A 22,930-nucleotide genomic window follows, 5' to 3' on the forward strand; every position below is an offset into this window, starting at 1 on the left:
GCCGGGGGCGGGCGCACGACGCGGGTGCACGGGCCGTTCTGCTCGGACAGCGAGGTCGAGAGCGTGGTCGCCCACCTCAAGCGCCAGGGCCGCCCCAGCTACCTCGACGCCGTCACCGCCGACGACGAGGAGGGCGCGCCCGAGAAGGGCGCCAAGGGCAAGGCCGGCGCGGCGGAGCTCGAACTCGACGGCGCGGTGTTCGACCAGGGCTCCTTCGGCGAGGCCGGCGGCGACCTCTACGATCAGGCCGTCCAGGTGGTGCTGCGCGACCAGAAGGCGTCGACGAGCTACATCCAGCGCCGGCTGCAGATCGGCTACAACCGCGCCGCCTCGCTGATGGAGCGCATGGAGGTCGAGGGCATCGTCGGCCCGGCCAACCATGCCGGCAAACGCGAGATCCTCGTGGAGGAGGCGGTCGGCTGAGAGCGAGGGCCCGCCGCGTCCGCGGCACCCTCTCCCCTTCGGCACGACACGCGTTCGCGCTGCGGCCCGTGACGGAGCGCGGCCCGCCTCTGCCCCCGCCCCCCACGGGAGCGGGGACCCGCGCGCGCTCACCTGACGGGCGAGCCGACCGAGCCCGTGCAACCCGCAACTCAGCGAGAGAGGCCGCGCGGGTCGGATCACCGTATTCGGCCGGCCCCCCTCGCGAAGAAATTTCGCCCGGCGCGGAACCCGCTTCTCGCCCGCACGTTACGCGCGTGCGAGGCCTGGAAACGGGCTCGCACGGAGGGCGCCGGACACGGTGTCCGGCGCTGCTTGTAGTCACGTTGCTCATCGGAGGATGTGGTTATGAGGACGTACGACGTTTCGCCCCTGTTCCGGTCGTCCATCGGGTTCGACCGCCTGTTCGAGCTGCTCAACCAAGCTGACCGTGTCGAGCCGTCGGCAGCCTGGCCGCCCTACAACATCGAGAAGGTGGCCGAGGACCAGTACCGCATCACCATGGCGGTCGCGGGCTTTACACCGGACGAGATCGAGCTGACCCAGCAGGACACCACGCTCCTCGTCTCGGGTCAGAAGGCCGCCCAGGAGGGTGAGAAGCACTACCTCTACCGCGGTATCGCGGCCCGCACCTTCCGCCAGACATTCAATCTTGCCGAGCACGTGAAGGTCGTGGGCGCGTCCCTGGAGAACGGCCTGCTCACCGTCGCGCTGAAGCGCGAGGTGCCGGAGGCGCTGAAGCCCCGCCGCATCGCCATCGGCGGCACGACGGCCGCGTCCGGCCAGGACAACGCTCCGGCGCAGATCGCCCGCGAGGCCAAGGCCGCCTGATCGGGCCGCCTGATCGGGCCGCCTGATCGGGCCGCCTGATCGGGCCGCCTGACCCGGTTGCCCGGGCGGCGCGCCCGGGCACGCCACCGCGACACGGATGACATCCCTCACGGGTCCGCGGACCCGCGGGCCCGTTCCCACGACTGCACCGCATTCGATGGAGCGAGGACCATGAGCGTGAGAGATCTGATTTCCTGGAACCGCACCCCTGCCCCGGCGCCGACCGCCCTCTCGCAGGAGCCGGCCAGCCCGTTCCTGACGCTGCACCGGGAGATGAACCGCCTGTTCGACGACGTCTTCAGCGGGTTCGGCGGCGTGCCGAGCGCCGCGGGCCGCGGCCTCGGCTGGCCCCATGTCGAGCTGGCCGAGGCGGACGGTGCGCTGCGCGTGTCCGCCGAGCTTCCCGGGCTCGACGAGAAGGACGTCGAACTGCTCATCGCCGACGGCGTCCTGACCCTGAAGGGCGAGAAGCGCGCGGAGACCACCGACAGGGCCCGCGGCTATTCCGAGCGCAGCTACGGCCGCTTCGAGCGGTCGATCGCCCTGCCCGTGCCGGTGGAGGAGGACAAGGCCGAGGCGACGTTCCGCAACGGCGTCCTGACGGTGACGCTGCCGCGCGCCGCCGAGGCGCCGGAGCGGCGCCGGCGCATCGCCATCAACGGCAACGGCGCGCCGGCCGCCAAGCATTAGCCGGTCCTGAGCCGGCACCGACGGCAGCCGCATACGCGGTCGCGGGCCGGAACGCATGACGCGACGGCCGGCGGGCCCGATCGGGGCCGCCGGTCGCCCCAGCCTTTGCTCACGATGAGGAGGGTCGCATGCAACCGATCGATATGAACCCTGTCCATCCCGAGATCGGGCGCCTCGGTCCGGTTGCGGCCGCCAGCCTGCGGCCGCAGGCGGTCGAGCCGTTCGAGGCCTTCGTGGCACCGGGCGACGTCTTCCGCCATCCCCGGGAGGTGTTGCGCTATCCCGGTCTGTCGCGGGCCGAGAAGCGGGCGATCCTGGCCTCCTGGGCATCGGACGCCCGCGCGGTCGAGTCCTGCCCGACGCTGCGCTGCCTGCCGGGCTGCCGGGCCGAGCCCGTGCCCCTCGGCACGATCCTGGAGGCGCTCCAGGCGCTCGACGAGGGCTCGTCACCGCCCGCGCCCGCAGCCCCGCCGCCGCGCAGGCCGCCCGTCCCCGCGGCGCTCATCCGGCGCTGGCGGCGCGGTCCGGCCGGACCGGAGCCCCTGCTGAACTGAGCCGGGGAGGCGCGCGATGACGACCTTCGACCTGCGGGGTGGGCACAGGCTCCCGCCCCGGTCGCGGCGCCGCCGGCGCGGAGGGCAAGTGCGGACCACCGACGGCACCGTGCTGGGCCGCTGGCTCCAGTCCGCGGCCCTGTGCTTCGCCCTGGCGGCACCCTGCCCGGCGCCCGCCCTGCCCTGGGTGCTGGCGGCCCTGCTGAGCCTGTCGGGCTTCGCGTGGCTCGGCCGGGCGATCACGCAGGCCGGGCCGCCGGCCGACGCCCCGCACCTGACCGCCTGGGACGCGGCCCTGCTGTCCTTCGCGATGAGCTTCGGCGTGCAATCGGCGGCGCGCCTCGGCCTCCTCGGCGGCTGAGCGCGTCCCACAGGGAGGCAACCATGCTGGATGGGACGATCGGAATCGGACACGACACCGCGCCCGGTCCGGCGGGCGCACCGCGGCGCGCCGGCCGCCGGGCGCCGACCCTGCGGGTCTGGCGCGCGCACCGGGTCTCCCGCGCGATGCCCGCGCGCCTGCCCGACCTGGAGCGCGCCCTGGTCAATCCGGCCGCGGTGTTCGACACCCCGGCCGCGTTGCGCGACCATCCCCGGCTGCTGCCGAGCTGCAAGCGCGAGATCCTGCGGCGCTGGGCCTGGGACGAGTACCTGAAGGACGTCGCCGCCGCCGAAGGCATGGCCGAGGGCGAGCCGTCGCGCCTCGACGCCGTGAAGGCCGCCCTCCTGGCGCTCGGCGAGCCGTGGCGCCCGGATCCCGCGGCGCCGGCCGCCGCGGTCCCGGCGCCGCGGTCCGTCGAACGCGCGGCGGCCTGAGCGGGCGCGCGAGGGCGAGGGACGGCGTGACCGCCCGTCGGAGGAGGTGGCGCGCCGCGGCGGTCACACGACGGAGAACCGGAACTCCGTGGCGGCCGCGAAGGTCTCGCCCGGCCGCAGGACCGCGGAGGGGAAGGCCGGCTGGTTCGGCGCGTCCGGGAAGCCCTGCGTCTCGAAGCAGACGCCGTCGCCCGAGCGGTAGATCCGCCCGGACGGCCCGATCAGCCGCCCGTCGAGGTTGTTGCCGCTGTAGAGCTGCAGCGCCGGCTGCGTGGTCCGGACGTCGAGCCGCCGCCCGCTGCCGGGATCGACGCAGGTGGCGGCCGGCCGCAGCGTCCCGGCGGGGCCGCGCAGCGCGAAGGTGTGGTCGTAGCCCTTGGCGTAGGCGAGCTGCGGGTCCCCCGCGCGGATCCGCGCCTCCAGGGCCCGGGGCGCGCGGAAGTCGAACGGCGTCCCGGCGACCGGCAGCAGCGCGCCGGTGGGGATCTGGGTCGCGTCGGTCGGCGCGAAGGCGTCCGCCTCGACCTGCACGACGTGGCCGAGGACGCTGCCCGCCCCCTCGCCGGCGAGGTTGAAGTAGCTGTGGTTCGTGAGGTTCAGGACCGTGGGCCGGTCGGTCACGGCGGCGTAGTCGACGCGCAGCACGCCGTCCTCGGGCAGGCTGTAGGTGACGCGGACATCGAGATTGCCGGGAAACCCCTCCTCCCCGTCCGGCGAGCGGCGGCTCAGGACGAGGCGCGCCGCGTCGGAGCGCTCCGCCCGCCACAGGCGCTTGCCGAAATTCTCCGGGCCGCCGTGGAGGGTGTTGGGGGCCTCGTTCACCGGCAATCGGTAGCTGTGCCCGTCGAGGCTGAAGCGCCCGCCCGCGATGCGATTCGCGTAGCGCCCGACGATCGCGCCGAAGCTCGGGCTCACGGTCTCGTAGCCCGCCAGGGTGTCGAGGCCGAGCACGACGTTGGCCGGCCGGCCGGCGCGGTCGGGCACCTCGATCGCCGTGACGGCCGCGCCGTACTCGATCACGGCGACGCGCAGGCTGCCGCGGCACAGGGTGTGGCGGCCGACCGGCCGGCCATCCGCCGTCGTGCCGAACGGTTCGGCCGGCATCCGGCTAGCGCTTCCAGACGCCGAGCCGCTCGCTCCGGGCGTGGTCCTCGGCCGCGACCAGCTCGGGGCTCGCCTCCGGGGAGGCGCGGCCGCCGCCGTTGAACAGCACCACCTCGGAGAGGTCGCGCCCGTCGACGAGGCAGTTCATGTTCGCGCTGCCGGGGGCCGGCTGGCAGGTCACCGACCGGTTGCCGATGTACCGGGCCAGCTCCTCCGCCTGGCCGCCACGGACCCACTCGACCCCGAACAGGTGCACGACCTTGCCGCCCACCTTCAGGGTCGCGGTATCGATCACCTGGGCCTGTCCGGTCACGGCGTTCGGCGGCAGCGGCGCGTCGGGCTCGGGATCGCCGCCGGTCTCCGGGGGCGGCGTCACCGTGTCGGGTGCGGAGGCCGGGGGACTCGCCGGCCGCGCGCTCGGCGCGGCGCCGCTCGGGGCCTCCGTGCGGGGCTCCGCGCGGGACGCGGTCGGGGCGGCGGGGCGTCCGGATTCGGGCGCGGAGCGGTCCAGCACGAGCCCGGCGGCGAGCACCGCCACCAGGGTGCCGGCGACGGCGCCCAGGAGCAGGCGGCGCTGCCGGCGCGCGCCGTCGTCGGACTCGTCCGCACCGAGGCCGAGGCGGTCGCGCAGGTGACCGAGGCCGTCGCGCAGCGTCTCGCCGAACCGTCCGGGACCGCTGTTCCAGGCCGCGGCCGGATCCGCACCCTGGGCCGCCCCGGCCTCCGCGCCGGCGGGCGCGGCCGCCGGGCGGGCGAAGCGGCCGCGCAGGGTCGTCCGCAGGCTGGCGAACCGGCCGGCTGCGGTCTGCGCCAGCGCGCGGCCCTGCTCGGAGGAGCGCTCCGCCAGGGAGCGCGCCCGCTCGGACTGCGTGCCGACGAAGCGGGCGGTCGCGGCCTTCATCTCGTAGGCGCCGCTCAGCAGGGACGAATCCCGGGCGTCCTCCGCGGTCCGCGGGGCCGGTTCGGGCTCGGGCTCGGGCGGCAGGAACAGGGCGGGGTGGCGCGCGCGCAGGTCCGCGATCAGGTCCGCGAGGGTCATGGGCTCGGACGTGCCGTCCCGGCGCCGCACGGCCCCCCGGCGGTCGAGGACGCGCAGGCCGGTCCCGGCCTCGTCGGGGGCGCAGGCGGCCTCGGCCAGCAGCTCCAGGGTCCGGACCGCGACGGGGCGCGGGCGGGCGCGCGCGATCTCGGCCCGGATCGTCTCGCGCAGGGCGAGGCGGCCGGGACTGTCGAGGACCGGCCGTGCCGGCTCCGCCTCCTGCTTCTCCATCACCGTTGAAGACGTCATTCCCTCGATCCCGGCATCACCGTCGCGCGGCGTGAAGGAGGCCCGATCGCGCCTCCTGACGAAGTCCGCCAGCGGGCGCTCCACGGGACGCCCGACCACCGGGACCGATCCCGCGACGCGCCCCGCGCGGACCCGTGCCCGCCGCGATGCGGGGCTCTTACGCCTTGCCGGGCGAGGCGGCCAGGGTTCCGGCCTGGATGCTCCGCCGCAGGACGCGACCGGTCTCGCCGAGGATGTAAGGCCGCGTGCCGGCGAAGCCCACCTCCAGGACCAGCTCGGCCTCGCCGCTGGAGACGGCGCCGCGCCCCGGATTGGCGGTGCGGAAATCGACGAGCGCGCGGATCGTGCAGGTCTCGGCGTCGCAGGCGGCGCGCATCGCCCGCGGCTCGTAGCGCCGCTCCGGCCAGCGCTGGACGAAGCTGCGCTTCTCCGCGACGAGGGCCGCCGTGCCGATCGGCCGCCCGTAGAAGCGCACGCGGGTCGCGTAGTACCGGGTCGCGGCCCCGACCATGGTGTCGCTCGAGCCCGAGACGGTGGCGAGGTAGCTGGTCGTCAGCGCCCGGGCGGCAGCGGCGCGCTCGGCCGACGCGCCCGGCGCCGGGGCGACCGCGGCCGGCGTCTCGGCCAGCCGGTGCGGGTGGCGCGCGGCGTGGTGCAGGGGCTCCCGGGCCGGCGGGCGCTCCAGGGCGGCCGCCCGCTTCGGGCCCGGAGCGCGCGTCGCCGCCGCTTTCGGCAGGGCGTCCTCGCCCGGCTCGGGCCTGGCGGCCTGCCGAACAGGCTCGGCGGCGCGCGGGCTCTCGGGCCGGGCCTTCGCCTGGGCAGCGACCGCGTCCTGCCCCCGCGGATCGGCGGCCTTCGCGGGCGCCGTCGCGGCCTCCTTCGTCGATTCCTTCCCCGGAGACTGCGCCGAGCCCTTTGCCGGCGCGGCGGCCCGGGGCGGCGGGTCCACCCAGGCGCTCTGGGCGGCGGCACCGCCCGCGAGGGCGAACGGCAGGAGCACGCCGAGGGCGAGGGCCTGGGGACGGGCGGGACGTGTGGCGGACATCGGTGCCTTCCTGGCGGCCGGGGCGGGCATCATGGAGAACGCGCCCGCGTGGGTCGGGGGTTCCACGAAGGGCTCGGGCGCGCCCACATCCTGCCGAACTCCGCGCCGTCGACCAGCCCGGGATTGCGGGGATGATGGGGTTGCGTTCGTGCGTTTGGGTACCAAGTCGGGGACAGCCTTGGCCTTTGGCCGTTCCCGGGTTCCGATACCGCGTTCCAGCCCCCCGCCGTGCACCGAGGATCCCTTGGCCCGACCTGAGACCGAGTCGCCCGCCCGCCCGCTTCCCGGGAGCGCGCGATGAGCACGCACCCGCGCCGGGCCCTGCTGCTCTGCAACGCCAAGGCGCGCAACGGCGCCCTGGATCTCGACGAGGTGCGGGGAATCCTGCGGGCGGGCGGCATCGAGCCCGAGGAGCCGCCGCCGGAGGCCGATTGCCGCGACGTGATCCGCGAGCGGGCCGGCGCGGTCGACCTCGTGATTCTGGGCGGCGGTGACGGCACGATGAACTACGCCGCGCCGGCCCTTGTGGCGAGCGGCCTGCCCTTCGCGATCCTGCCGCTCGGCACGGCCAACGACCTCGCCCGCTCCCTCAACCTGCCGCTCGACCCCCTGGCGGCGGCCCGCTTCATCCCCACCGCGCAGGCGCGGCCGGTGGATCTCGGCTGGGTCAACGGCCACTACTATTTCAACGTGGCGAGCATCGGCTTCTCGGCGGAGCTGGCCGGCGAGCTGACCGCCGAATCGAAGAAGACCTGGGGCGTCCTCGGCTACGCGGTGGCGGCGGTGCGGGTGCTGCGCCGGGTCCGGCCCTTCACGGTGACGATCGAGCACGACGGGGTGGTCGAGAAGGTCACCACCATCCAGGTCTCGGTGGGCAACGGCCGGCACTACGGCGGCGGCATGACCGTGGCCGAGAGCGCCTCGGTCGACGACGGCAAGCTCGATTTCTACAGCCTCGAGATCAATCACTGGTGGCGGCTCCTCGCGCTGCTGCCCGCCCTGCGGCGGGGCACGCAGGGGCGGGCGGCCGACGTGCGGGCGTTCCACGCGCAGGAGATCCGGCTCTCGACCCGCAGGCCCCGGCCGGTGAACACCGACGGCGAGCTGACCACGCACACGCCCGCCCACTTCAAGATCTTCCCGAAGATCCTGCAGGTCCTGGCGCCCGAGCCGGTGCGCGGTCCGAGCCCCTTCGACCTCTCCACCCTCGGCAGCCGCCTGTTTCCGACCAGCGAGGCGCCCCGCCTGTGACCGACCTGATCCAGCTCGCCGGCCAGCCCGCCGTCTGGGCCGCGCTCGCCACCCTGGTGGTGATGGAGGTGGTACTCGGCGTCGACAACCTGATCTTCATCTCGATCCTGACCAACAAGCTGCCGGCCGAGCAGCAGACCCGGGCGCGGCGCATCGGGATCGGGCTCGCGCTGATCCTGCGGCTGGGGCTGCTCGGCACCGTGGCGTTCATCGTGCACCTGACCGAGCCGGTCTTCTCTGTGCTGGGCCAGGCCTTCTCCTGGCGCGACCTGATCCTGATCGGCGGCGGTCTGTTCCTGCTCTGGAAGGCGACCAAGGAGATCCACCACACGGTGGATCCGGAGCCCGAGACCGCGGGGGTGACCGGGGGCACGATCGGCTTCGGCGCGGCGATCGGCCAGATCCTACTCCTCGACCTCGTCTTCTCGATCGACTCGATCATCACGGCGGTCGGCATGACCGAGCACGTGCCGGTGATGATGGTGGCGGTGGTGGTCGCCGTGGTGGTGATGCTGGTCGCCGCCGAGCCGCTCTCGGCCTTCATCGCCCGGAACCCCACCGTGGTGATGCTAGCCCTCGGCTTCCTGATCATGATCGGCATGACGCTGATCGCCGAGGGGTTCGGTGCCCACGTGCCGAAGGGCTACATCTACACCGCGATGGCGTTCTCGGCCGGCGTCGAGGGCCTCAACATGCTGGCCCGCCGGCGCCGCCGCGCCGACCGGGAGGGGGCCTCCGCGTCGAGCGGGCCGGCGCGGCGCGCCTGAGGCGGAGCGACTCTCATGCGGATCGGCGCGGCCCTCCTTCTCCTGCTCCTCCCCACCGCCGCGCACGCGGAGACGAGACCCATGGCGCCCGACCCGACGGTCCTGCACGACCTCGCCCCCACCGGCACGCTCCGGGCGGCGATCAACCTCGGCAACCCGGTCCTGGCCCAGGGCGGCGCCGACGGCCCCGCGGGGGTCTCGGTCGACCTCGCGCGGGCGCTGGCGGCCCGGCTCGGCGTGCCGGTGGCGTTCGTGACGTTCCCGGGGGCCGGCGCGGTCTCGGGCTCGGCGGGCTCCGGGACCTGGGACATCTGCTTCCTGGCGATCGACCCGAAGCGGGCGGAGGGGATCGCCTTCACGGAGCCCTACGTGCTGATCGCCGGCAGCTACCTCGTGCCGGCCGCCTCGCCGATCCGCTCCCCGGAGGCGGTGGACCGCGACGGCGTGCGCGTCTCGGTGGGGCGCGGGAGCGCCTACGACCTGTTCCTGAGCCGCGCCCTGCAGCATGCGACCCTGGTGCGGGCCCCGACCTCGGCCGAGGCGGTCACGGCCTTCGCCCGGGACGGGCTCGACGTCGCGGCCGGCGTGCACCAGCCCCTCGCCGCCTACGCGGCGGCCCACCCGGAGGTGCGGCTGCTGCCGGGGCACTTCATGGAGATCCCGCAGGCGATGGGAATGCCGGTCGGGCATCCGGCGGGCGCCGCGTATCTCGCGGATTTCGTCGCGCGGGCGAAGCGGGACGGGCTGGTGCGGCGCGGCCTGGAGGCCAGCGGACAGGATCCGGATCTGGCCGCGCCGTAGAGGCGACCCGGATCGCCGAGCCTGGCTCCCAGTGGCGGCGCCTTCACCGGGGGTGAGACCTTCGGGCAGGCGTCACGCGCTCCGTCGTCACGAGCGAAGCGAAGTGACACAGGGTTGCGCGACCTCGGTGGGCGTCCTGCTGCTGGGTTGCTTCGCTCCGCTCGCAAAGACGGTCAGATCGATGCCATCAACCGGGCGTCGGATCACACCACGAGGTTCACGATCCGCCCCGGCACCACGATCACCTTCCGCGGCGTCTTGCCCTCCAGCACCTTCTGGACGGCCTCCAGCGCCAGGGTCGCGGCCTCCACGGCCTTGGCGTCGGCGTCGCGGGGCACGGTCACGTCCGCGCGCTTCTTGCCGTTGATCTGGACCGGCAGGGTGATCTCGTCCTCGACGAGGAGCCCCGCCTCGGTCTCGGGCCAGGGCGCCTGGGCCACGAGGCCGCCGCGGCCGAGCACGGACCAGCACTCCTCGGCGAGGTGCGGCATCATCGGGGCGATGAGCTGCACAAGGATGCCGGCGGCCTCCTCGGCGGCGCCGGCCGAGACCGGCCCGCGCAACCCGTCCTCCAGGGCGTTGGCCAGGGTGTAGATGTGGGCGACGCAGCGGTTGAAGCGCAGGCGCTCGATATCGTCCTGCACGGAGGCGAGCGCCCGGTGGGCGGCCTTGCGCAGGGCGAGATCCGCGGCGCCGTCGCCCGCCGCCTGCCCGGCGGCGTTGACCAGCCGCCAGACCTTCTGGACGAAGCGGGCCGCGCCCTGCACGCCCTCCTCGGTCCAGATCACGTCGCGCTCGGGCGGCGAGTCGGACAGCATGAACCAGCGCGCCGTGTCGGCCCCGTAGCTCGCGATGATGTCGTCGGGGTCGACCACGTTCTTCTTCGACTTCGACATCTTCTCGATCGGGCCGATCGCGATCGGCGCCTGAGTTTTCACGTGAAACGCGCGGCGCTCGCCCTCCTCGGTGGCGAAGCGGATCTCGGCCGGCGGCACCCAGGCGCCGGCCGCGTCCTTGTAGGTCTCGTGGACGACCATGCCCTGCGTGAACAGGCCGGCGAAGGGTTCGGCGACGCCGGCCCAGCCGGTCTCGCGCATCGCCCGCATGAAGAACCGGGCGTAGAGCAGGTGCAGGATCGCGTGCTCGATGCCGCCGATATACTGGTCCACCGCCAGCCAGCGGTCGACCACCGCCCGGTCCGTCGGGGCGTCCGCCAGCCAGGGCGCGGTGAAGCGCGCGTAGTACCAGGACGAGTCGACGAAGGTGTCCATCGTGTCGGTCTCGCGCCGGGCCGGGGCACCGCAATGCGGGCAGGGCACGTTGCGCCACGCGGCGTCCCGCTCCAGCGGATTGCCGGGCTGGTCGAACGACACCGCCTCGGGCAGCTTCACCGGCAGGTCGGCGACCGGCACCGGGACCGGGCCGCAGCTGTCGCAATGGATGATCGGGATCGGGCAGCCCCAGTAGCGCTGCCGGGAGACGCCCCAGTCTCGCAGGCGGAACTGGACCTTGCGCCTGGCGACCCCCTCGCCTTCCAGGCGACGCGCCACGGCCTCGAACGCCTCGCCGGTGCTCATCCCGTCCAGGAAGCGCGAGTTGATCATCCGCCCGTCCTCGACATAGGCGGTGTCGGTGATCACGAACGTCGCCGGATCCTGCCCCTCCGGGCAGACCACGGGCGTGTTGCCGAGCCCGTACTTGTTGGCGAAATCGAGGTCGCGCTGGTCGTGCGCGGGGCAGCCGAACACCGCGCCGGTGCCGTACTCCATCAGCACGAAGTTCGCCACGTAGACCGGCAGCTCCCAGGACGGGTCCAGGGGATGGCGGACGGTGAGGCCGGTGTCGAAGCCGTGCTTCTCGGCGGTGTCGATCGCGGCCTGGGCGGTGCCGGTGCGGCGGCACTCCTCGATGAAGGTCTGCAGCTCCGGCCGTCCCTCGGCCAGCGCGGCCGCCAGGGGATGGTCGGCGGCGATCGCCAGGAACTTGGCGCCGAACAGCGTGTCGGGCCGGGTCGTGTAGACGGTCACCGAATCGGCCGCGCCGGCCACCGGCCGGGCGAGGCCGAACTGGACCTCCAAGCCCTCCGAGCGGCCGATCCAGTTCTTCTGCATCAGCCGGACCTTCTCCGGCCAGCGGTCCAGCCCGTCGAGGGCGGTCAGCAGATCCTCGGCGAAGTCGGTGATCTTGAAGAACCACTGGGTCAGCTCGCGCTGCTCCACCAGCGCGCCGGAGCGCCAGCCGCGCCCGTCGATCACCTGCTCGTTGGCCAGCACCGTGTGGTCCACCGGGTCCCAGTTCACCTTGGCGGTGCGGCGGGTGACGAGGCCCTTGCCCAGGAAGTCGAGGAACATGCGCTGCTGGTGCTTGTAGTAGTCGGGGTCGCAGGTCGCGATCTCCCGGCTCCAGTCGAGCGACAGGCCCATGGCCTTCAGCTGGTCGCGCATCGAGGCGATGTTGGCGTAGGTCCAGTCCCGCGGGTTGACCTTGCGCTCCATGGCGGCGTTCTCGGCCGGCAGCCCGAAGGCGTCCCAGCCCATCGGGTGCAGCACGTTGAAGCCGCGGGCGCGCTTGTAGCGGGCGACCACGTCGCCCATCGCGTAGTTGCGGACGTGGCCCATGTGGATGCGCCCCGACGGGTAGGGGAACATCTCGAGCACGTAGTATTTCGGGCGGCCGTCGGCATTGTCGGTCTCGAACAGCCGCTTCTCGGCCCAGGCCTCCTGCCAGCGCGGCTCGGCATCCTTGGCGTTGTAGCGCTCGACGGGCTGGGGGGCGGTGCTGGCGGTCATGGATCCGGCTGCGTCAGGGGCTCGTCGGTCATTCCGAAGGATGACCACGGCACGGTCGCGCCGCGATAGCATATCTGCGCCGCAGCCGGTCAACGCGGCGCGCGATTCGGGCTTGCGCGGGGCGCGCGAACGCATAGGTCGGCGGGGATGCGGCGCGACGACGACGCGCGCCGAGGCTCATACCGCGCAGACCGGCGCCCGGCAGCGACAGGACAGGCACGCCATGGACGACGCGACGACCGGCCCGAATGCCCCGCCGACCGACGGGATGGGACAGAGGACCGACAAGCTCCCCGTCGGTCAGGCCGACGTCGCGGCCGGCCTCGCCGAGGTGCGCGCCGCCATCGCCCGCGCGGCCGAGGATTCGGAGCGCGACCCGGCCGAGGTCCAGCTCGTGGCGGTCTCCAAGACCGTCCCGGCCGAGGGTATCCTGCCGGCGCTGAAGGCCGGCCATCGCGTCTTCGGCGAGAACTACGTCCAGGAATCCACCGCGAAGTGGCCGGCCCTCCGCCACCGCTTCCCGGACGTGGAGCTGCACCTCGTCGGGCCGCTGCAATCCAACAAGGCCCGGGAGGCGGTGGCGCTGTTCGACGTGATCCACTCCCTCGACCGGCTGTCGCTCGCGGCGGCCCTGGCCAAGGAGATCGAGCGGTCCGGCCGGACCCCGAAGCTGCTCATCCAGGTCAACACCGGCGCGGAGCCGCAGAAGGGCGGCGTGCTCCCGGACCAGCTCGCCACCCTCCTCTCGGAGTGCCAGGAGACCCACGGGCTGGCGATCCAGGGCCTGATGTGCATCCCGCCCGCGGACGACCCGCCCTCGGCCCATTTCGCCCTGCTGGCCCGGCTGGCGAAGGAGCACAACCTGCCGATCCTCTCGATGGGCATGAGCGCGGACTTCCCGGCGGCGATCCAGCTCGGCGCCACCCATGTCCGGGTCGGGACCGCGATCTTCGGGGCCCGGACCCGCAAGGCCTGAGTCTGCGCGCCCGGGCCTCAGCCGATCCGCAGGTGCGTCCGCGGCCCGAGGCGCCCGAGCAGCCGCAGCAGGTCGGCCCGGGCCAGGGCGACGCAGCCCTCGGTGGGACGGTAGCCGTCCCGGGCGACATGCAGGAAGATCGCCGAGCCCCGCCCCTTCCGGATCGGGGCGCGGTTGTAATCGAGGTCGATCACCACGTCGTAGAGGCCGTCGCCCCGCCACATCGATTCCGCGCTGACCCCAGGGGCCGGCAGGCGGATCGGCCGGTTGTAGCGGCGGTCCTGCCGATCGTCGCACCAGCCGTCCTCGGGCCGGGTCGCGCGCAGCGGCAGCAGCGTGCGCGGCCGGATCGCGAGGTGATCGGGCCGGTACGCGCCGCCGCGCAGGCGGAATCGCCCGCGCGGCGAGCCGCCGTCGCCCTCGCGCTTGTCGCCGACGATCCCACCCGCGCCGAGGGCGCAGGGAATCACCGTCGGGCCGACGAGGAGCTGCCCGCGCCGCCGGTCCCCGACGAGGGCGCGGACGCGGATCTCCCCCAGGGTCATGCGGATGGGTCCCCCGCTCGGCCGCCGCATGTCTGCCTCCCGAATGTGTCCGGTCCCGGGGTCTTATGCCCGGGATCGGTACTCCGAACCGGTGAAAAATTGCGCGCAAGGCAACTTCCGGCCACAAAGGGTGCCCTATCTCTCGGTCGAACCCGGGCCGCCGAGCCGGGATTCGGGAGCCAGCCAGCCCGCCGCCGCGGGGACCGGCGCCGTGATCCCGGAGCGGCGTGCCCCGATCCCGCAGCCCGTTCGCCGGCGCGCTTGTCACGGTGGCGAAAGGATGCGGAAACACAAGCCTGGGTAGGGTCGTCGCGCGATCCTGCCGCGATCTGACATCTTCGCATGCTGCATCCGGCAGGCGGCCCCTCGCCCCGCCCGCAGCACGCACTGGGGCCCGGACGATGCCGAACGCCTACCGCCTGCTGATCTGCGACGACGACGCGATCCTGCGCGATACCCTGACCGAGCAGCTCGATCTCTGCGACGAGTTCACGGTCTTCACCGAGGCCAACGCCACGGACGCGATCCGGCGGGTCGCCGCCGAGCGGATCGACCTCGCCGTCATGGATGTCGGCCTGCCCGACCTCGACGGGCGCGAGGCCGTGCGCCGGATGCGCGCCGGCGGCTTCCGCGGCCCGGTGATCATGCTGACCGCCCAGGATTCCGAGGCGGACCACGTCGAGGGGCTGGAGGCCGGCGCCAACGACTACGTCACCAAGCCGTTCAAGTTCGGCATCCTGCTGGCCCGGATCCGCGCGCACCTGCGCAGCCACGAGGCCTCCGAGGACGCCGTGTTCCAGATCGGACCCTACACGTTCCGCCCGGGGGCCAAGCTCCTCGTTGGCGAGCGCGGCTCGAAGCTGAAGCTCACCGAGAAGGAGACCGCGATCCTGCGCTTCCTCTACCGGGCGGGCCGGGCGGTGGTGAACCGCGACACCCTGCTGGCCGAGGTCTGGGGCTACAACGCCCAGGTGACCACGCACACGCTGGAGACGCATATCTACCGGCTGCGCCAGAAGATCGAGCCGAACCCCGCGACCGCCGCGATCCTCGTGACGGAGGGCGGCGGATACAAGTTGCTGCCCTGACGATTTGAAGCTTTACGTGTAGGCGATCCGGCGGGTTCGCGTATGCGCAGGGTGGTGAGGCGTTCTTGGGGCTCGACGACGATATCGCGATCCTCGCGGCCGCGCCGCTGTTCGGCTTCCTCGACCGGGACGCCCTGCGCCTGCTGACCTTCGCGGCCGAGCGGCGCGACCTCGCGGACGGCGACCTGCTCTTCGCCCGCGGCGACCCGGCCGATGGCGGCTTCGTGGTGATGGCGGGCACGATCCGCTTGGAGCCCCGGGTTCCGGCGGCCGAGCCGGTGCGGGCCGGGCGCTCGGCCCTGATCGGCCAGCTCGCCCTGTTCGTGCGCGGGACGCGCCCGACCGAGGCCCGGGCCGAGGGCAGCGCCGCGGTGATGCGGATCACCCCGATGCTGATGCGCCGCGTGCTGGAGGAATTCCCCGCCGCCGCGCAGGCCGTCCACGACACCCTGGCGGACGACCTCGCCGGGCTGGTGACCGATCTCGATCAGGTGCGCGCGCTGCTCGAGGTCATCGACGGCATCTCCTCAGGTGACAGCTCCGGTGACCGCTTGTAAGCACGGGCTCCCGCCGCAAGAGTTCTGACCCGTTCCATGTCCCAGGCCGGCAAGCCCCATTCCGATCTCGCCCCTTCCGATCTCGCCCAGACCATCGAAGCCGCCTGGGAAGACCGCGCCAACGTGTCGACCGCCACCAAGGGGGCGGTGCGCGAGGCGGTCGAGGCGGCCCTGGAGCTGCTCGATTCGGGCCAGGCGCGCGTGGCCGAGAAGTCGGGCAACCATGACTGGGTGGTGAACCAGTGGCTGAAGAAGGCGGTGCTGCTCTCCTTCCGCCTCAACGACATGGCGACGATCGAGGGCGGCCCCGGCGGCGCGCCCTGGTGGGACAAGGTCGCGTCGAAATTCGCCGGCTGGGGCGAGGCCGAGTTCCGCGCCGCGGGCCTGCGCGCCGTGCCGGGCTGCTTCGTCCGCCGCGGCTCCTACATCGCCCCGGGCGCCGTGCTGATGCCGAGCTTCGTCAATCTCGGCGCCCATGTCGGCGAGGGCACGATGGTCGACACCTGGGTGACGATCGGCTCCTGCGCGCAGGTCGGGAAGAACTGCCACATCTCGGGCGGCGCCGGCATCGCGGGCGTGCTGGAGCCGCTCCAGGCCAACCCGGTGATCATCGAGGACGACTGCTTCATCGGCGCCCGCGCCGAGGTGGCGGAGGGCGTCATCGTCGGCCAGGGCAGCGTCCTGTCCATGGGCGTCTATATCGGCGCCTCCACCAAGATCGTCGACCGGACCACCGGCGAGGTCATGTACGGCCGGGTGCCGCCCTACTCGGTGGTCGTCTCGGGCACGATGCCGGGCAAGGCGCTGCCGGACGGCACGCCGGGCCCGGGGCTCTACTGCGCGGTGATCGTCAAGCGCGTCGATGCCGGCACGCGGTCCAAGACCGCCATCAACGAGCTGCTGCGCACCTGACACATCCGGACGCTGGCGGGCGCGCGATGGAGACGTCTGAGCTGACCCTCACGGTGGCGGGCCGGACGGTGCCGACCCCCTGCGACCGGATCGGGGCGGGGCCGGACGCGCTCCTGCTCCCGGCCCTCTCGACCATCTCGGCGCGGGCCGAGATGCGCGGCCTCGCCGGCCGCCTCGGGACGGCGTACCGCTGCCTCATCCCCGACTGGCCGGGCTTCGGTGCCCGGCCGCGGGCGCGGGTTCCCCTCGCCCCGGCGACCTTCCACGCCTTCCTGGACGCCCTGCTGGCCGCCGCGCCCGGTCCCTACGCCCTCGGCGTCGCGGCCGGACACGCCGCCGGCTACCTCGTCGCGGCGGCGCGGCGCCATCCGCGGGCCTTCGAGCGGCTGGTCCTGGTGGCGCCGACCTGGCGGGGGCCGCTGCCCACCGCGATGCCGGGGCGGGCGCACTGGTTCCCGCGCATCCGCCGGGCCGTGGAGGCCCCGATCCTCGGCGAGGCGCTCTACCGGATCAACATCAGCCCGCCGATCATCGGCCGGATGATGCGCGCCCACGTCTACGCCGACGCGGCTCGGGTCACCCCGGCGGTGATCCGCGACAAGCACGCCATCACCCGCCAGCGCAACGGCCGCTTCGGTACAGCCGCCTTCGTCACCGGCGGCCTCGACCCGGTGGGCAGCCGCGAGGCCTTCCTGGCCCTGTTCGGCGACGGGCTGCCGCCGACCCTGGTGCTGCGCCCCGCGGGCGCCCCGCGGCGCTCGGGCGCCGAGATGGACGCCCTCGTCGCCCAGGGCGGCGTGACCGGCGCCGCGATCCCCGGCGCCCTGAGCCCGCACGAGGAGCATCCGGACGCCGTGGCCGCCGCGATCCGGGAAGGCTGATCCGTTCGAGGACTCCCGGAAAGGTTCCAGCCGGTCATCCCGCCTGATCCCACATTATGATCGGCCTCATGATTGTTTCGCGCTCGTCGACTTCGTGAATGCCGTCGTAGCTGACGCCACAGAACCTGAGATTGTTCTTGTAGAAGAACAGATGGGACGCCATTTCCAGAAGAAAGGTGAATGGCTTCTCGTTCCGATACGTTCCTGTTCTGCGCACGTAGAGTTCGGGCTGTCGAACGATGTTCCAGTCTGCGTCAAAAAATCTTCGTATCAATGGGAGATAGAATTTGACGTACTCGATCAGATGTTCCCGCGATTGGAATCCGATATAGTTGCAGAAGAAGTCGGAGATCATGCGGTACTGATCGACGAAGCGCACGCCGTACAGCCCGTCGAGAAAAGCGATGCCCTCATCCTTGATGCCGAGATAGCCAACTTGCTTGTAGAGCTGAAGATCTTGAAAATTGGCCTTTCGATCGTACGAAGGTAGATATCCCCATCCGTAACACTTCAGGCACGGGAAGGCGAACGCCAGCACCGTCTGAAGCTCCAGGGGTAGGGACAGATTCTTCTCGAAGAACCGTGACGACACGACGAAGAACGGATACTGCGCGAAAGGCTTCTCGAATTCGGTGAGAAGGAACGACCATTCCGCGATGAATCGGCTCCCGGCGTCGATGATGCTGGGATTGAGGATGCGTTCCTCGATGTACGCGCTTCGGAAATCGCGGGGCGCGCCGTGTCTATCGACGAAATAGAATCTCGCAGGGAGGTCCCTGTCGAAGAACCTCCTGTCTATCGGCGTCGATCTCGCGACATGATTGAATTCATGCGCCGTGATGACGTAGAGAGACCCGAGTTCTTCGCGGCGGTGATCCTCCTCCCGGGTGTCAATCATCAGAGTGCCGCTTTGCGCTGCCCGCGATAGAACATCTACCGGTCACTGTTGCCGAGCAAACTTGCCTCGGGCTTGCATCCGAGGTCGTCGACGCGCGTTTCCCCGGCCATCGCCGTGCTCTGACGACGCTTCGCACTCCGCGCCGATCGGAATGCGCACCTACAACATGCAGCGGTTCATAAGGCGCCCCGGCCGCCGCGCGCTGGACAGATCGAGCCGCCTGTGCAGGGACTGAACGGGCCGGCTGAGCCGTTCCTCCGGCAGCGGGCGCGCCCCGCAGATTCCATCCGAGAGAGTCCCGGATCCGATGCTGCGCACGCCGTCCCTGCCCCTCCTCGCCCCGGCCGCCCTCACCCTCCTTCTGGCCGTCGCGGCCCGCGCCGAGGATTCCCCTCGCCCCGTGCCCCCGGGCACGCCCGCGGCCCCGTCCCTCGGCGCCGACACGCTGAAGCCCGGCAAGCCGGCCGTGAAGCCCTACCTGGCCGACGCGGCGGTGCCGGACGCCGTCCAGTTCCTGCCCTCCCCGCCGGCCCACGACGCGCCCCTCGACAGGGCCGACCGGGCGGCCTTCAACAGCACCCGCGCCCTCAAAGGGACGCCCCGCTGGGATCTGGCCGCCAACGACGTGTCCGAGGGCGCCGCCGCCGTGCTGGAGAATTTCGCCTGCGTGCTCGGCACCCGGATCGACCAAGCGCGGGTGCCGGCCGTGATCAACCTCCTGGAGCGCGCCCGCCTCGACCTCGCCCGGGCGACGCGGGGGCCCAAGGTGCATTACCGCCGCCTGCGCCCGTTCGTCGGCAACGAGGCGCCGATCTGCGTGCAGCGCAGCCAGGCCCTGGCCGACAGTTTCAGCTACCCCTCCGGCCACGCCACGCAGGGCTGGGCCTACGCGCTGATCCTGGCATCCCTGGTGCCCGAGAAGGCGACCCCGATCCTGGCCCGCGGCCGGGCCTACGGCGAGAGCCGGATCGTCTGCGGCGTGCACTGGCTCAGCGACGTGGCGGCGGGACGCCTGACCGGAACCGCGGTCTTCGCCGCGCTGATGGGCGACGCGGCCTTCCGGGCCGACCTCGACAAGGCCCGCGCCGAGCTGCGGGCCGCCCTGGGCGGCGCCGGACCGGCGCCCGATCAGGCCGCCTGCACCCGGGAGGCTACCGCCCTGCGGGAGCCGCCGCTGGAGTTCTAGGCTCGAACCGTTCCAGATTTGAACGCTTCTAAGTGTGTGATTTACAACACGTTTTCGGCTTGATCGAGAGACCGTGATTGGTGGTACGTGGACGTCGGGCGCCGCGTCGCGGCGTGTTCGTGGGTCTCCGATGTCGCTTCGCTCCGCTCAGTCCGGCCTGCTCCTCGCCACCACCGCGCTGACCACCGTCGCCTTCGTTCAGGCCGCTGCCGCGGAGGGCGCCGCCGTCCAGCTCAACGAGATCTCCGTGGAGGCCGCCCGGCCGGCCGTCGCGGCCCCGACGGGATCCGGCAGCGGCGGCGGCAATGTCAGCGGCGGCGACGGCGGCAGCGCGGCCACCAGCGGCGGCGGCGGCGGGCCCTCCGGCGTCACCGGCTACGTGGCGCGGGTGAGCCCCACCGCGACGAAGACCAACACGCCCCTGCTCGAGACGCCGCAATCGGTCTCCGTGGTCACCCGCGAGCAGCTCAACGACCGCAACGTGCAGAGCCTCAACGAGGCGGTGGCGTACACGCCCGGCGTGTCCAGCAACGTGTTCGGCTTCGACCCGCGGGCCGACGCGTTCTACATCCGCGGCTTCGCCGAGACCTACGACGGCATCTTCCGCGACGGCCTGCGCCAGACCGGCGTCGGCTTCGCGGTGCCGCGGATCGAACCCTACGGGACGGAAGCCCTGACGATCCTCCGCGGGCCGGCCTCCGGCCTCTACGGCCTGGGCTCGCCCGGCGGCATCGTCGACGTGACCAGCAAGCGGCCGGTCTTCGCCCAGTTCGGCGAGGTCTGGTTCCAGGGCGGCAACTTCGACCGCTACCAGGGCAATTTCGACATTGGCGCCCCGGTGGAGGGATCCGACGGCACCATGGCCTTCCGCCTGACCGGCGTGGCCCGGCAATCCAACACGTTCCTGCCCGGCCCCGGCGTCCGGGACGACCGCTTCACGATCGCGCCCGCCTTCACGTGGCGCCCCACAGCCGACACGACCTTCACGCTGCTGACCGAGTTCCAGGAGTCGAACGTCCCGGGCAACGCGAGCTTCTACAACTTCCCGGGCTTCCGCGTGTCGCGGATCTACTCGGGCGACGGCGCGCTCAACACCTACCGGACGGATCAGCACCGGATCGGCTACGCCTTCGAACACCGATTCTCGCCGGACCTGATCCTGCGGCAGAACTTCCGCTATTCCGGTGTCGACGCCAACTTCTCGTACACGCAGGTCGACAGTGTGACGGGTCTGAGCGCACAGCGCTCCACCGGCCTGTTCAAGCAGTCCCTGGCCTCCTTCGCGGTCGATACCCAGCTCGAGGGCCACCTCTATACCGGCCCGGTCGCCCACACGCTGCTGGCGGGCATCGACTACTACCACTACGACTTCTCGAGCGTCGCCGGTTTCGGCGTCGCGCCCGACCTCAACCTGCTCACCTTGAACTACGGTCGCCAGCCGATCGCGCGCCCCAGCATCGATCGCTCCTCGCGGCAGGCGCAGGATCAGGTCGGCGTCTATTTCCAGGAACAGGCGAAGTGGGGGAAGTTCGTCCTGACGCTGACCGGGCGGCAGGACTGGGTCGCCTCCGATACGGCGAGCGTGACCCGGGGCGTGGTCGCCGGTCCGCAGAGCCAGAACGACAGCGCCTTCACCTACCGGGCGGGCCTGAATTACGAGCTCGCGCCCGGCCTCGTGCCCTACGCGAGTTACGCGACGACCTTCACCCCCCAGGTCGGCGTCAACACCGTCACCGGCCGCCCCTATCGTCCGGCCACCGGCGATCAGATCGAGGCCGGTGTGAAGTACCTGATCCCGGGCACGAACATCAGCGCCGGCATCGCCGGGTTCGACATCAATCAGACCAGCATCCTGCGCCAGGATCCGACCAACTTCGCGAACCAAGTCGCGACCGGCGAGGTCAACTCGCGCGGCTTCGAGATGGAGGCGACGGCGAATTTCGCACCGGGGACCAACCTGACGCTCGCCTACACCCATCTCGACTTCCGCTTCGTGAAGCAGACCTCGGCCGTCACCGGCGCGGCGATCGACGGGAACCAGCTCTCCGGCATCCCGGGCGACACCTTCGCGTCGTTCCTGACCTACCTGTTCCCGCCGTCCTCCGCGTTGCGCGGCCTGACGATCGGCGGCGGCATCCGGTTCAATGCCAACAGCTTCGCCGACGACGAGAACACGGTGCGCAACCCGACCGTGACGCTGGTCGACGCCCTCGTCGCCTACGACTTCGCGGCGCTCGATCCGAAGTACAAAGGCTTCCGGGCGCAGATCAACGCGTTCAACATCTTCGATCGCGACTACTACAATTGTCAGGCCGGCTTCTGCTACCGCGGCGCGCCCGCGACGGTCATCGGCAGCCTGATCTACCGCTGGTAGCTTCCACGGGCGGGGTCCGCGGCATGGCAGATCCCCGCCCGCGGCACTGGAGCCGGGATCGGAAACCGTCCTAAGGCCGGAGCATCGTCCTCCGACCCGGACCCGCCATGCTCTCGACCCTGCTGGTCGTGCTGCCGATCTTCGCGCTGATCTTCGCCGGCTGGCTGGCCCGGCGGATCGGCGTGCTCGGGGCCGCCGCCACCACCGAACTCAACCGGTTCGTGGTCTTCCTGGCCCTTCCCGCGCTGCTGTTCGACGTGACCGCCCACGCCCACTGGAGCGCCATCTGGAAGCCCGGCTTCATCGGCGCCTTCGGGCTCAGCAGCCTCGGGGTCTTCGCCCTCACCGTGCTGATCCGGCGTGGGGCGGGACGGCCGCTGGCCGACGCCGCGGTGGACGGGCTCAACGCCGGCTACGCCAATACCGGCTTCATGGGCTTCCCCCTGGCGCTGGTCGCCTTCGGGCCGGAGGCGCTGGCGCCCACCACGGTGGCGGCGATCCTCACGGTCTGCGGCGTCTTCGCGGTGGCGATCGTGCTGATCGAGACCGGGCTGCGGCGCGAGTCGGCCGCGTCGGGCCGGAGCGGCGGGCCCCGCCGGCCGGTCTGGTGGACGGTGCTCCGCTCCCTCCTGCGCAACCCGCTGCTGGTGGCGCCGGCGCTGGGCGCCCTGGTGCCGAGTGCCGGGCTGACCGTGCCCGAGGCGGTGGCCACGTTCCTGAAGCTCCTCGGCGGCGCGGCGGCGCCCTGCGCCCTGGTGGCGCTCGGCCTGTTCCTGGCCCAGCCCCGTCGCGCAGGGGGCGGGCAGGGGCGCACCGCCGCGCTGCTCGTCGGCCTCAAGCTCGCGCTGCACCCGGTCCTGGCCTACGGGCTCGGCCGCTACCTGTTCGACCTGCCCCCGCTCCTGCTGCACACCGCCGTGCTCATGGCCGCCCTGCCCACCGGCACCGGTCCGTTCATGCTGGCCGAGTTCTACCGGCGCGAGGCCGACCTGACCGCCACCGTGGTGCTGGTCTCGACGATGCTGGCCGTCGTCACGGTCTCGGCCTATCTCGCGGCGATCGCCTGAGATGGACCGGCCCCCGGACGGCCGCGGCCTCACATTCGGAAACCGGACGATCACGCTCTTGCCGCAGAG

General features: G+C 72.4%; 23 protein-coding genes. 17 read left to right on the forward strand and 6 right to left on the reverse strand.

Annotated elements, in window-relative coordinates; translation table 11 throughout:
• The 6 genes from ACLBXO_RS18245 to ACLBXO_RS18270 form a co-directional block, all read left to right on the forward strand.
• A partial coding sequence (locus ACLBXO_RS18245) for a DNA translocase FtsK (RefSeq protein ID WP_447686222.1) occupies positions 1 to 423 on the forward strand: 423 nt, incomplete at its 5' end.
• Positions 424 to 789: 366 nt separating this feature from the next.
• Positions 790 to 1,272, forward strand: a complete 483-nt coding sequence (locus ACLBXO_RS18250) for an Hsp20 family protein (protein ID WP_331316595.1) — start codon at positions 790 to 792, stop codon at positions 1,270 to 1,272.
• A gap of 171 nt (positions 1,273 to 1,443) precedes the next feature.
• Positions 1,444 to 1,962, forward strand: coding sequence for an Hsp20/alpha crystallin family protein (locus tag ACLBXO_RS18255; protein WP_447686223.1), 519 nt, complete (start codon positions 1,444 to 1,446; stop codon positions 1,960 to 1,962).
• 128 nt (positions 1,963 to 2,090) lie between these two features.
• Positions 2,091 to 2,516, forward strand: coding sequence for a hypothetical protein (locus ACLBXO_RS18260; RefSeq protein ID WP_447686224.1), 426 nt, complete (start codon positions 2,091 to 2,093; stop codon positions 2,514 to 2,516).
• Between the two features lie 88 nt (positions 2,517 to 2,604).
• Complete coding sequence (locus ACLBXO_RS18265) at positions 2,605 to 2,877, forward strand: hypothetical protein (RefSeq protein ID WP_447686225.1); 273 nt, start codon at positions 2,605 to 2,607, stop codon at positions 2,875 to 2,877.
• A gap of 23 nt (positions 2,878 to 2,900) precedes the next feature.
• Positions 2,901 to 3,332, forward strand: a complete 432-nt coding sequence (locus ACLBXO_RS18270) for a hypothetical protein (RefSeq protein ID WP_447686226.1) — start codon at positions 2,901 to 2,903, stop codon at positions 3,330 to 3,332.
• Positions 3,333 to 3,395: 63 nt separating this feature from the next.
• Here ACLBXO_RS18270 and ACLBXO_RS18275 read toward each other — a convergent pair whose 3' ends face one another.
• The 3 genes from ACLBXO_RS18275 to ACLBXO_RS18285 all read right to left on the reverse strand — a co-directional run bounded on the left by ACLBXO_RS18275 (position 3,396) and on the right by ACLBXO_RS18285 (position 6,769).
• Entirely contained in the window at positions 3,396 to 4,436 is a 1,041-nt protein-coding gene (locus ACLBXO_RS18275; protein WP_447686227.1) for an aldose epimerase family protein, read from the reverse strand.
• Between the two features lie 4 nt (positions 4,437 to 4,440).
• Positions 4,441 to 5,724 (reverse strand): nuclease, encoded by a 1,284-nt coding sequence (locus ACLBXO_RS18280; protein ID WP_447686228.1) that lies wholly within the window; start codon positions 5,722 to 5,724, stop codon positions 4,441 to 4,443.
• Positions 5,725 to 5,881: 157 nt separating this feature from the next.
• A complete protein-coding gene (locus ACLBXO_RS18285; protein WP_447686229.1) occupies positions 5,882 to 6,769 on the reverse strand; it encodes a hypothetical protein in 888 nt (295 codons plus the stop codon).
• Positions 6,770 to 7,066: 297 nt separating this feature from the next.
• On the opposite strand from ACLBXO_RS18285, the gene ACLBXO_RS18290 reads away from it, so the two are divergent.
• The 3 genes from ACLBXO_RS18290 (at position 7,067) to ACLBXO_RS18300 (ending at position 9,588) form a co-directional block, all read left to right on the forward strand.
• Entirely contained in the window at positions 7,067 to 8,020 is a 954-nt protein-coding gene (locus ACLBXO_RS18290) for a lipid kinase (protein WP_331315032.1), read from the forward strand.
• The gene (locus ACLBXO_RS18295) at positions 8,017 to 8,787 is read left to right on the forward strand and encodes a TerC family protein (protein ID WP_331315034.1); all 771 of its coding nucleotides are present in this window, start codon (positions 8,017 to 8,019) and stop codon (positions 8,785 to 8,787) included. Before ACLBXO_RS18290 ends, ACLBXO_RS18295 begins: the two co-directional genes overlap by 4 nt.
• Positions 8,788 to 8,868: 81 nt before the next feature.
• A complete protein-coding gene (locus ACLBXO_RS18300) occupies positions 8,869 to 9,588 on the forward strand; it encodes an ABC transporter substrate-binding protein (RefSeq protein ID WP_331315036.1) in 720 nt (239 codons plus the stop codon).
• Positions 9,589 to 9,791: 203 nt separating this feature from the next.
• Here ACLBXO_RS18300 and leuS read toward each other — a convergent pair whose 3' ends face one another.
• Positions 9,792 to 12,377, reverse strand: a complete 2,586-nt coding sequence (gene leuS, locus ACLBXO_RS18305; RefSeq protein ID WP_447686230.1) for a leucine--tRNA ligase — start codon at positions 12,375 to 12,377, stop codon at positions 9,792 to 9,794.
• A 268-nt stretch (positions 12,378 to 12,645) separates the two neighbouring features.
• On the opposite strand from leuS, the gene ACLBXO_RS18310 reads away from it, so the two are divergent.
• Positions 12,646 to 13,353 carry a YggS family pyridoxal phosphate-dependent enzyme gene (locus ACLBXO_RS18310; RefSeq protein WP_331315052.1) on the forward strand — a complete coding sequence of 236 codons (708 nt, stop codon included), beginning with the start codon at positions 12,646 to 12,648 and terminating at the stop codon, positions 13,351 to 13,353.
• 17 nt (positions 13,354 to 13,370) lie between these two features.
• On the opposite strand, the gene ACLBXO_RS18315 is transcribed toward ACLBXO_RS18310, so the two are convergent.
• Positions 13,371 to 13,928 carry a L,D-transpeptidase family protein gene (locus tag ACLBXO_RS18315; RefSeq protein ID WP_331315039.1) on the reverse strand — a complete coding sequence of 186 codons (558 nt, stop codon included), beginning with the start codon at positions 13,926 to 13,928 and terminating at the stop codon, positions 13,371 to 13,373.
• Between the two features lie 371 nt (positions 13,929 to 14,299).
• On the opposite strand from ACLBXO_RS18315, the gene ACLBXO_RS18320 reads away from it, so the two are divergent.
• From ACLBXO_RS18320 to ACLBXO_RS18335, 4 genes are all read left to right on the forward strand, one after another.
• On the forward strand, positions 14,300 to 14,986 hold the full coding sequence (locus ACLBXO_RS18320) for a response regulator transcription factor (protein ID WP_043346856.1): 687 nt from the start codon (positions 14,300 to 14,302) through the stop codon (positions 14,984 to 14,986).
• A gap of 65 nt (positions 14,987 to 15,051) precedes the next feature.
• Positions 15,052 to 15,543, forward strand: a complete 492-nt coding sequence (locus ACLBXO_RS18325; protein ID WP_331315045.1) for a cyclic nucleotide-binding domain-containing protein — start codon at positions 15,052 to 15,054, stop codon at positions 15,541 to 15,543.
• Between the two features lie 36 nt (positions 15,544 to 15,579).
• Positions 15,580 to 16,455, forward strand: a complete 876-nt coding sequence (gene dapD / locus ACLBXO_RS18330; RefSeq protein ID WP_447686231.1) for a 2,3,4,5-tetrahydropyridine-2,6-dicarboxylate N-succinyltransferase — start codon at positions 15,580 to 15,582, stop codon at positions 16,453 to 16,455.
• Positions 16,456 to 16,481: 26 nt separating this feature from the next.
• Entirely contained in the window at positions 16,482 to 17,336 is an 855-nt protein-coding gene (locus ACLBXO_RS18335; protein WP_447686232.1) for an alpha/beta fold hydrolase, read from the forward strand.
• A 34-nt stretch (positions 17,337 to 17,370) separates the two neighbouring features.
• Here the strand turns inward: ACLBXO_RS18335 and ACLBXO_RS18340 are convergent, their stop codons facing one another.
• Positions 17,371 to 18,234 carry a hypothetical protein gene (locus tag ACLBXO_RS18340; RefSeq protein ID WP_447686233.1) on the reverse strand — a complete coding sequence of 288 codons (864 nt, stop codon included), beginning with the start codon at positions 18,232 to 18,234 and terminating at the stop codon, positions 17,371 to 17,373.
• A 307-nt stretch (positions 18,235 to 18,541) separates the two neighbouring features.
• Here ACLBXO_RS18340 and ACLBXO_RS18345 point away from each other — a divergent pair, with 307 nt between their 5' ends.
• From ACLBXO_RS18345 to ACLBXO_RS18355, 3 genes are all read left to right on the forward strand, one after another.
• Positions 18,542 to 19,420 carry an acid phosphatase gene (locus ACLBXO_RS18345; protein WP_447686234.1) on the forward strand — a complete coding sequence of 293 codons (879 nt, stop codon included), beginning with the start codon at positions 18,542 to 18,544 and terminating at the stop codon, positions 19,418 to 19,420.
• A 130-nt stretch (positions 19,421 to 19,550) separates the two neighbouring features.
• Positions 19,551 to 21,794: a TonB-dependent siderophore receptor gene (locus ACLBXO_RS18350; RefSeq protein WP_447686235.1), complete on the forward strand. Its 2,244-nt coding sequence runs from the start codon at positions 19,551 to 19,553 to the stop codon at positions 21,792 to 21,794.
• Between the two features lie 107 nt (positions 21,795 to 21,901).
• Entirely contained in the window at positions 21,902 to 22,861 is a 960-nt protein-coding gene (locus ACLBXO_RS18355) for an AEC family transporter (RefSeq protein WP_331313702.1), read from the forward strand.
• The last annotated feature ends 69 nt before the right edge of the window (positions 22,862 to 22,930 follow it).

The organism is Methylobacterium sp. C33D (assembly GCF_053345825.1).